The sequence below is a fragment of the Psychrobacter sp. AOP3-A1-26 genome, assembly GCF_052378235.1.
Taxonomy (GTDB): domain Bacteria; phylum Pseudomonadota; class Gammaproteobacteria; order Pseudomonadales; family Moraxellaceae; genus Psychrobacter.
Map to the genome: position 1 here is coordinate 17,569 of NZ_JBQSXN010000040.1, position 9,507 is coordinate 27,075.

9 protein-coding genes are annotated in these 9,507 nt (G+C 43.8%); 8 read left to right on the plus strand and 1 reads right to left on the minus strand.

The window, feature by feature from the left end; genetic code table 11:
- Positions 1–126 precede the first annotated feature (126 nt).
- Positions 127–1,428, minus strand: coding sequence for a glutamate-5-semialdehyde dehydrogenase (locus tag ACT3TU_RS08240; RefSeq protein ID WP_444784273.1), 1,302 nt, complete (start codon positions 1,426–1,428; stop codon positions 127–129).
- A 598-nt stretch (positions 1,429–2,026) separates the two neighbouring features.
- Between ACT3TU_RS08240 and ACT3TU_RS08245 the strand changes: the two genes are divergently transcribed.
- The 8 genes from ACT3TU_RS08245 (at position 2,027) to ACT3TU_RS08280 (ending at position 9,448) form a co-directional block, all read left to right on the plus strand.
- The gene (locus ACT3TU_RS08245) at positions 2,027–2,353 is read left to right on the plus strand and encodes a hypothetical protein (protein ID WP_444784274.1); all 327 of its coding nucleotides are present in this window, start codon (positions 2,027–2,029) and stop codon (positions 2,351–2,353) included.
- 340 nt (positions 2,354–2,693) lie between these two features.
- On the plus strand, positions 2,694–3,494 hold the full coding sequence (locus ACT3TU_RS08250; RefSeq protein ID WP_192522665.1) for an ABC transporter ATP-binding protein: 801 nt from the start codon (positions 2,694–2,696) through the stop codon (positions 3,492–3,494).
- A 356-nt stretch (positions 3,495–3,850) separates the two neighbouring features.
- A complete protein-coding gene (locus ACT3TU_RS08255) occupies positions 3,851–4,651 on the plus strand; it encodes a transporter substrate-binding domain-containing protein (protein ID WP_192522666.1) in 801 nt (266 codons plus the stop codon).
- Positions 4,652–4,739: 88 nt separating this feature from the next.
- Entirely contained in the window at positions 4,740–5,684 is a 945-nt protein-coding gene (locus tag ACT3TU_RS08260) for a transporter substrate-binding domain-containing protein (RefSeq protein ID WP_192522667.1), read from the plus strand.
- 67 nt (positions 5,685–5,751) lie between these two features.
- A complete protein-coding gene (locus ACT3TU_RS08265; protein ID WP_413038361.1) occupies positions 5,752–6,669 on the plus strand; it encodes an ABC transporter substrate-binding protein in 918 nt (305 codons plus the stop codon).
- A 412-nt stretch (positions 6,670–7,081) separates the two neighbouring features.
- Positions 7,082–7,816: an ABC transporter permease gene (locus ACT3TU_RS08270; protein WP_192522668.1), complete on the plus strand. Its 735-nt coding sequence runs from the start codon at positions 7,082–7,084 to the stop codon at positions 7,814–7,816.
- 12 nt (positions 7,817–7,828) lie between these two features.
- The gene (locus tag ACT3TU_RS08275) at positions 7,829–8,554 is read left to right on the plus strand and encodes an ABC transporter permease (protein ID WP_192522669.1); all 726 of its coding nucleotides are present in this window, start codon (positions 7,829–7,831) and stop codon (positions 8,552–8,554) included.
- A 168-nt stretch (positions 8,555–8,722) separates the two neighbouring features.
- Positions 8,723–9,448, plus strand: coding sequence for a fumarylacetoacetate hydrolase family protein (locus tag ACT3TU_RS08280; protein ID WP_192522670.1), 726 nt, complete (start codon positions 8,723–8,725; stop codon positions 9,446–9,448).
- The last annotated feature ends 59 nt before the right edge of the window (positions 9,449–9,507 follow it).

Genomic DNA, 9,507 nt, shown 5'->3' on the forward strand with positions numbered 1-9,507 from the left:
AGCTTTGCAGCCTCTATCAGCGTAGACACAACAAGCAAGAAAAATTTATACTAGTTCTGCGTTATATCATAATGTATCTGTTTTATTTAGAACCGACTATATCACTGACAGTTTAAAAACGAGTGGTTAGGCACGAGTCTCGCCTTGACCGTAAACGATCCATTTTTGTGAGGTTAATCCTTCAAGGCCGACAGGGCCACGAGCATGAATTTTATCGGTTGAGATACCAATTTCGGCACCAAGCCCATATTCGAAACCATCGGCAAAACGGCTAGAGGCGTTAATCATCACGCTTGCTGAGTCGACTTCGCGGATAAACCTTTGTGACTTGGTATAGTTATCGGTAATGATAACGTCGGTATGATGGCTACCATGAGTATTGATGTGCTCAATCGCTTCATCGATGCCTGATAATACTTTTACCGCTAAAATAGGCGCGAGGTATTCGGTATCCCAGTCTTCAGAAGTGGCAGCTGAAAGATGACCGCTAAGCTTGGCATTGTCATTTAAGATGGCTTGTGATTTTTCATCGAGGCGCAGTTGCATTGCATCATCAGCGGCTATAATCGCTTCGGCAATCTTTGGCAATAGCTCATTGGCGACGGCTTCGTCGACCAGTAGGGTCTCCATGGTATTACAGGTACCGTAGCGATGGGTTTTGGCATTGACGCTAACTTTGACCGCTGTCTCCGGATCAGCATCGCTATCGATAAAGGTATGACAGTTACCATCTAAGTGCTTGATGACCGGTACTTTGGCATCGTTACTGATACGAGCAATTAAGCCTTTACCACCGCGTGGGACGATAACATCGACATATTCTGTCATGGTGATAAGCTCGCCAACCGCCGCGCGGTCAGTGGTTTGCAATACTTGCACGCTATGCTCGGATAGACCGACCTTTTTTAACCCTTGCAGGATACATTTAGCAATCGCTTGATTAGATTCAAAGGCTTCAGAACCACCGCGTAAGATAATGGCATTGCCTGATTTTAGTGCCAGAGAAGCAGCTTCGAGGGTCACGTTTGGACGCGACTCATAAATCATGCCGACCACACCAAGCGGCACACGCATTTTACCCAAATGAATACCCGATGGCTGGTAAGTCATGTCCGTGACTTCGCCGATAGGATCAGGTAGCGCGGCGACATCTTCTAGTCCTTGCAACATACCATCGAATCGTACATCGTTTAGCTCTAAACGGTCTAATAATGCGGCGTCCAAATCGTTCTTTTGTCCATTATCCATATCGATTTTATTGGCGGCTAAAATCTCTGACTTGGCATTCAACAACACCTCATGAATCGCCATGAGTGCTGAGTTTTTATCCCCAGTATTGGCAGCAGCGAGGGTACGCGAAGCTGCTCGTGCTTGCTTGCCGACAGATTGCATATATGTGGTAACGTCTGTGGTAGTCGATTGACTCATAAATTATTTTCCTTATGGTTATAGATGTTTTAAACAAATAAAGCGCCCAAAAAGGCGAAAGTTTAGCAAAAAAGCATGTTTGGATGCCTATATGGCATTATGCTATTTAACATAGAGGAGATTGAGTCGATAGTAAAGATGATTTTGTGAACAAGCTTTGCTTTACAAAGCGTTTACGACTGTCTTTATGGTCTTATAAGCAGTTCTAAATAAAATCGATACGACTGTAATAAAGTAAATAACCACGTGCTAGTGCTACTGTTATAAATGTTTCTTGCTTGCTGTCCGCAAGCGTGACAGAGGCTGCGTAAAATTGATAACAGTAGCACTCGTATCGGTTTTAAAGTGAATCAACTATATACTACATACCACTGATTTCATTTTAAGCTTTTAGGGCATAAATACTATAAGAAGTTCTAAGGAGAAAACCTCCTGTTACATGGCTTTTTTTCGTTACGTACCTTTAACAGAACTGTGCTGTAACTACTAAGGTAGTGATGGGTAATCGTCAGTATAGTGAGCGATAAGTTAATTGATGATCAAGCTATTAATAAGATAACTAGCAAGATCTAAATAAATACTGATGATGGAGAATAAAATGGCGATTAAAAGTAACATGTATAAAAACGGGTTAATGGTTGGTTTGGTCGCGGCGGCATTGACCCTAAGTGCGTGTGGCAAAAAAGATGAGCCGCCGATGGAAACTGATCCAGTGGTTGATGCCCAGGCGCCAGTAGAGCAAGAAGCGGTGGGTGCAAATGATGATGTCGCTGTTGCTAGTGCAAATGACATTAATAATGATACCGACACTGTGGTCATGACCGATGACGAAATCATGAATGATGATGTTGCAGTCGCCACTGCCGATGATGAAGCAGAAGTCATGGATGGTAGTGAATCTGAGGAACACGTCTCGACTTATTAGGCCATTCAATTTAAGGTGCTAGATAAAACAACGCCTAGTACGCTAAAGTGATAAAATAAAGCTCAGCACTGTCAATGCAGTCTGAGCTTTATTTTATCCGTTATTTGGTCGCTTATTAAATATAGCTGTAATGGCGGTTTTAAACATAGGGTTTGCCTTTTTACTGCGTAATAAGCGACAATGTGACATTTTTCTGTTTGTCTCATTAGCTGTCATGCTATCGCGTTAAGACGATGATTGCTATTTATAGCGATAGCAGCTGATATCGTACTATTTACTTGTATCCACTTATTACTTGTATTCACGTTTTCACTCATATTTATTGGAAGTCTGCTAAACCATGCTTGATACTGCAAAGAATCCGACTCGGCCTATCGCCTTAGATTTACAAGACATTCATAAAAGCTTCGGCTCGCTTGCTGTGCTAAAAGGGGTGTCTCTTACCGCCTACGACGGTGACGTCATCTCTATTTTGGGCTCATCTGGCTCAGGTAAATCTACATTGCTGCGCTGTATCAATTTGCTCGAAAAGCCCAATCAGGGTCGCATCATCATCGGTAACGACGAGCTGATGCTAAAACCTGCCAAGTCAGGCGAGTTGCAAGCAGCAGATGTCAAACAGTTAGAAAGCTTGCGCGCGCGCGTGGGTTTTGTGTTTCAGAACTTCAACTTGTGGCCGCACAAAACGATTTTGCAAAATATTATCGAAGGGCCAACGCAAGTCTTAAAAATTAAAAAAGACCAAGCCATTAGCGATGCGGAAAAGCTACTCGATAAAGTAGGTTTACTCGATAAAAAAGACGCTTATCCAGCGAATTTATCAGGTGGTCAACGCCAGCGTGTCGCTATAGCGCGCGCTCTAGCGATGCAGCCGCAAGTACTGTTGTTTGATGAGCCAACCTCAGCGCTAGACCCTGAGCTGGTCAACGAAGTGCTGGCTGTGATGCGCGAGTTGGCAGCAGAAGGGCGTACGATGCTAATTGTTACCCACGAGATGCGTTTTGCTCGTGAAGTCTCCAGCAAGGTAGTCTTTTTACATCAAGGCGTGATCGAAGAAATTGGCACGCCTGAACAAGTCTTTGATAATCCTACCTCTGCGCGCGTCAAAGACTTTATGGCCTCGCATCGCCAAAACAGCTAATCTGGCATTTAGCCCCTGTTTATCTTCAAGCAGCACGTGGCTATTTACCTTATTACAATCGTATCGACTTTATTTAGAACTGCCTATATCCTCAATTTATTTAAACTATAGAAATTACTGTTTAGTAAGCATCGTTGATTGTTTATTACCCATTAATAACAGTCGGTATGCAAAACGTTTGTTTTTGATATTTTACTCAGGTATTATCAGAAGGTTTATAAGTGGTCGATATGACGGCTGCTTGTCTATTCTGCTATCTATATTGTTTGTCTGGCAGGGACGTCAGAGAACGCTATATTAGAGCAACCATATATTAAAACTCCCCTATTAAAATCCCATCAGAATTTAAGGAATGTATGATGTCGAATTCTCGCCTATTGTGGTCATCGATGACCGTCACTGTAGCATTGATGCTGAGTGCTTGTAGTCAACCAGCTGATGAAGCTACTGATACCAACGCTGATGCACCTGCGGCAGAAACGGCTGGCAAGACCATTCGTATCGCCACCGAAGGCGCTTATCCTCCTTTTAACTATACCAATGCTGATGGTAGCTTGGCAGGGTTCGACATCGATGTTGCCAATGCCTTATGTGACCAGATGCAAGCCAAGTGTGACATCGTCGCACAAGATTGGGACGGTATCATTCCAGGTCTATTGGCGCAAAAATATGACGCCGTCATCGCTGGGATGTCTATCACTGACGAACGTCAAGAAAAGGTCGATTTTAGCGAGCCTTACTTTGCCAATACCATGGTATGGCTGACAGATAATGATGGTAGTTTTGATCCTAAGACTATTAAAGACTTGACGCTCGGTGGTCAGCGTTCAACGACGCCTGGTGCTTATCTGCAAGATAATTATGAAGGCAAAGACGGTAATACTGTCCAGTTGTATGACAATTATGACAATGCCTATTTAGACCTAAAATCTGGTCGTAGCGATGCGGTATTGGCCGAAAAAGTCTCTGCTAAATCATGGTTAGCAGACAATACCAAAGGCTTCGGTATCGTGGGTGATGAGATTGATAACGATGACAATATTGCCATTGCTGTGCGTAAAGGTGATCCAATCAGAGACGACTTTAATAAAGCGTTGAGCGAAATCCGTAGTAACGGTGAGCTTGCTCGTCTCGAACAGGAAAACTTTGGTCAATAATTTTGATTGATAGGTTTCAATCAATAATCTTTGAGCAACCAATTGCGGATCAATAAACGGCTGGTAAATATATTAAGGAATAATACCTATGATAATTTCAATGACATCATCAATGAGCAAAAAAGCCTTGTGGCTTGCCCCACTAAGTGCAGCCATGCTAATGCTGACAGCTTGTAACAATAGCTCAGCACCGGTAGATAATGCAGAAACTGATGCGGCAGCTGAAGCGCCTCTAAACATCAAAATCGCCACAGAATCAAGCTATAAGCCTTTTAGCTACACCGATGCCGATGGCAAACTGATCGGCTATGAAATTGAGCTGGTTGATGCGTTATGTGCGCAAATGAAAGCGGAGTGTGAGGTCGTCTCGCAAGATTGGGACGGTTTGATTCCAGGCTTGAATGCGCAGAAGTTTGATGCGGCTATCGCTGGTATGTCAATCACGCCTGAACGCAAAGAGGTTGTGGACTTCAGCGACCCTTACTTTCATACCGGTATTATCTTAATTGGTAAAAAAGGTGATGACATCAGTGTAGAAGGCCTAAAAGATCAGCCTATTGCGTCACAGCGCTCAACGGTTGCTTCACAGTATTTGCAAGATGAACATAAAGATGCGGATATCAAGCTTTATGACACTCAAGACAACGCTTATCTAGACCTCACGTCAGGTCGAGTACGCGGCATGATGTCTGACAAAGTAACAGGCATCGACTGGTTAAAAACCGAAGCCGGTAAAGACTACGAAGTCAAAGGCCAAGAAATCAGCACCAGCGACGACGCCATGGGTATTGCTTTCCGTAAAGGCGATCCATTGGTTGCTAAATTTAATACAGCCTTAGCTGAGTTAAAAGACAACGGCACTTATGATCAAATAACGGGCAGTTACTTTGGTACCAGCTCGACCACTGCGGCGCAAAAAGCAGTCGTGACCAATAGTGTCGAAGAGGGTGTTGTTGATAACAGTGTTGATAACATTGTTAATAGTAACGCAATCACCGCTGAAGAAGAGCAAGCAGAAGCGGCAGCTAATTAATACGACAGCTAATGGATAACGTTGTATTTTTTACCGTGTTTTCTCAAAGTAAAAATCAAGGACGATTATGAGCAACCATTGTGTCCCAGCCATCACCGTGACGGGCAAAACGATCATGAATTCTGTAACAACGAGTCATAAGTCAACGTCATTGCTGGTACTGGCGGCGCTCTTAGCTTTAGGTGGCTGTAGCAATAATCAAGAGAGTGCTACTGAGACCAATACGCAGGTTACTGAGAACACTGCGGCAACAACTGATGAAGTATTGCGCATCGGTACTGAGGGCGCTTATGCCCCTTTTAACTATACCAATGCCGATGGGACGTTGGGTGGCTTTGATGTTGAAATAGCCAATGCCATCTGTGCTGATATGCAAGTGAGCTGTGAAATCATGGCGCAAGACTGGGACGGTATTATCCCTGGTCTAAAGGCGGGTAAGTATGATGCCATTGTCGCGGCGATGTCGGTAACACCTGAACGCGCCAAACAAGTTGCCTTCACAGATCCGTACTTTAGCAATGCATTGGTTTTTTTAGCCAAAAAAGACAGCAGTTTTGATCCGAGCAGTAGCAGCGATATTAATGCACACTCTATTGCCGCGCAGCGCTCGACCATCTCCTCGCAGTGGTTAGAAGATGTTTATCCAAAAGCCAATATGAAGCTATATGATACGCTGAGTAATGCCTTTTTGGATTTGGGTTCTGGTCGCGTCGATGCCATGATTTCTGACAAGCTGCCAGCGATAGAATGGCTTGGCTCACCGTCAGGTAGTGATTATGTGCTAAAAGGTGATGATATTGATATCAATGATAATTTTGCCATTGCTGTACGTCCTGACGATGAAGCGTTACAAGCGAAGATTAATCAATCATTGGCTAACCTAAAGTCTAATGGCACTTATGACAAAATCAATCAAAAATATTTTGCCGTGCCAGCCAGTGCGACAGCCACAGAAACTCCAATCGTAGATAGCGCTGCACAATAGCCATAATCACTCAGTATTATTGTCGCATTAATGACTGTATTACTGTTGTATGAATAAGCAGAAAGACATTACCAGTGGTGATGTCTTTTTTTATTTTATGGGTAATTGACTGTCAACTTTGGTCAAACCTCTGTTATTTATTTAATATTAATCGCTATAAGTGCCTATTTAAGCAGCGCTTTTACGTGTCAGTATTAACATAGCGGCGAGCGAATATGATAAAATCAGCGCTCATTTCTACTGTGTCAATTACCGCAGCAATAATCGTATGCATCTGACGTCAATCTATGACGCAAGCGGCCATTATCTATTTGGTCTACAATACGTTTATCAGCAGCGCTCAGCTATTGATGCTGATTCTTTTAACTCATATTTTGCAACTTGCTAATATAAAGAGACTGAGTGGATAATTGTGTTTGATTTACAAGGATTTGGCGCGCTTTTATTGAGCGGCGCTACCGTCACCATAAAGCTTGCTATGACCAGCTTAATCATCGGTTTGGCTCTAGGCCTGCTCGGTGCGACAGCGAAACTGTCTAATATCTGGCTGTTGCGTAAACTTGCGACTGTCTATACCGCTACGATGCGCGGTATTCCTGAGTTGCTGTTGGTACTGTTTATCTATTATGGCGGTTCTATACTGCTAATGAGCGTCCTCAAAAAGTTTGGCTATAACGACTATGTCGAAATTAGTGCTTTTTGGGGCGGGGTGATGGCGCTGTCTATTGCTTTTGGGGCTTATGCGACTGAAATTTTCCGCATGTCGATTCAAGAGATTCCGATAGGGCAAAATGAAGCGGCGCAAGCGATTGGGATGCGTCCTTTTCAGACTTTTTATCGTATTACCTTACCGCAAGTATGGCAGATTGCATTGCCAGGACTGGGCAATTTATTTTTGGTATTGCTCAAAGACACGGCATTGGTCTCGGTCGTGGGTCTCAAGGATATCATGTATCAATCTTCGCGTGCGGCGCAGTCAACACAGCAGCCATTTACCTTTTATATGGCAGCGGCGATTATCTATTTGGGTCTGACCATGTTGATTACTGGCTTTATGATGTGGCTTGAATGGCGCGCCAATCCAGCGGCGCGCTATGCTAAAAAGCTCAGCCGTCAAACCACTCACCGTCAATCGACCATAGGGTAGAGGAGAGATACTATGGATTGGAATTGGCAGGTCATTTTTGACCATATCCCTGACTTACTTGGTGGCGCGGTATTGACCGTACAGCTGGTGGTGTTCTCAGGGGTTATCGGGCTGTTATTTGGTTTGATTTTGGCGTTATTGCGGCTGTCCAAAAGTTGGACAGTGCAGGTGTTACCGTTTTTATATATTTTCTTTTTCCGCGGTACACCGTTACTGGTGCAGATATTTTTGATTTACTACGGTCTTGGTCAATTTGAAGCCGTACGTGAGTCGTTCTTATGGGAGCCGGTACTTAGCCAAGCTTACTGGTGTGCCATCATTGCCTTTACTTTAAATACCAGCGCGTACTTAGCCGAGATTATTCGTGGTGCTATTCAGAATATCCCTGTAGGTGAGCTTGAAGCCGCCGACGCGATTGGTATGTCAAAATGGCAAAAGCTGACGCGTATTACTTTACCGCGTGCCTTTGGTATTGTCATTCCAGCTTACAGTAATGAAGTTATCTTTATGCTAAAGGGTAGTGCGCTAGCCTCCACCATCGCCTTGATGGACATCACTGGCGTCGCGCGGACGATTAGTGCGCGGACTTATACCTTGATGGAGTTATTCTTTGCCGCCGGTATTGTCTATCTTTTATTATCGTGGGTGATTCTATTTAGCTTTAGATTGTTTGAAAAGCGTATGAACCGTCACGCAAGTTATGTGCCACCAGATGTGATTACCAATACCATTCCTTAATGGTTTAGGGTTAATGGTAATGGTAATGGTAGATATAGTGGATTCATTTTAGAAAAGATACAGTGTTATTGCCTGTATTTTTTGCTTGCTGTTTGCAGGTGAGACAGATCCTATAGTGCTGTAATTACTCCTGATAATAATAGCCATCCTTTGTTTTGAGAGTTTAGTATGAGCCAATCGCCCCATATGTCTATCGCTAGTGCCATTGTTGATAGCGTCAATAACAGTGATAATAATCATAGCGCGAAAAACACCAATGAGCAGTTACGGGCGACTATCGGTAAAGTTGTCTGCGTCGGTCGCAACTATGCCGCGCATGCTCGTGAATTGGGCAATGAAGTGCCTACTTCGCCGATGCTGTTTATGAAGCCAGCGTCTTCAGTTGTTTCTATGCGTGATGGTATTGTGCGTCCAAATCCAGAGCAGTTTGGTGAGACGCATTACGAGGCCGAGCTATGTATTCAGCTGTCAGCAGATTTATCTGCAGCAACGATTGAACAGGCTAAGCAAGCAATTGGTGGCGTGACCTTAGGGTTGGATTTGACCTTGCGTGAGCTACAATCTAAGCTAAAAGAAAAAGGTCATCCGTGGGAGCGCGCTAAGTGCTTCGATGGTGCTTGCGTGCTAGGTGATTGGCTTGATCCACAAGCGTTCGCTGACTTCAAAAACGTACATTATCAGCTGACTATCAATGATGAGCTCAAGCAAGATGGCGATAGCGCTTTGATGCTATTTCCAGTCTATGAATTACTGGTCAATATCAGCCATGCTTTTAGCCTGCAAGCTGGTGATGTCATTATGACCGGTACGCCAAGTGGCGTTGGGGTATTGCAGGCAGGTGATGCGCTAATGCTAAAACTTGGCGCGCATCAATGGCAAACTCACGTCGCATAAATGATAAACGAGTTACTTGTTATAAAATCTTTAATAAACATCAATGTAAAAATTATTAT

What these genes read in the sequence shown, in the direction of transcription:
- ACT3TU_RS08240 (WP_444784273.1), bottom strand. Translation starts at nt 1,428, where the DNA reads ATGAGTCAATCGACTACCACAGACGTTACCACATATATGCAATCTGTC.
- ACT3TU_RS08245 (WP_444784274.1), top strand. Translation starts at nt 2,027, where the DNA reads ATGGCGATTAAAAGTAACATGTATAAAAACGGGTTAATGGTTGGTTTG.
- ACT3TU_RS08250 (WP_192522665.1), top strand. Translation starts at nt 2,694, where the DNA reads ATGCTTGATACTGCAAAGAATCCGACTCGGCCTATCGCCTTAGATTTA.
- ACT3TU_RS08255 (WP_192522666.1), top strand. Translation starts at nt 3,851, where the DNA reads ATGATGTCGAATTCTCGCCTATTGTGGTCATCGATGACCGTCACTGTA.
- ACT3TU_RS08260 (WP_192522667.1), top strand. Translation starts at nt 4,740, where the DNA reads ATGATAATTTCAATGACATCATCAATGAGCAAAAAAGCCTTGTGGCTT.
- ACT3TU_RS08265 (WP_413038361.1), top strand. Translation starts at nt 5,752, where the DNA reads ATGAGCAACCATTGTGTCCCAGCCATCACCGTGACGGGCAAAACGATC.
- ACT3TU_RS08275 (WP_192522669.1), top strand. Translation starts at nt 7,829, where the DNA reads ATGGATTGGAATTGGCAGGTCATTTTTGACCATATCCCTGACTTACTT.
- ACT3TU_RS08280 (WP_192522670.1), top strand. Translation starts at nt 8,723, where the DNA reads ATGAGCCAATCGCCCCATATGTCTATCGCTAGTGCCATTGTTGATAGC.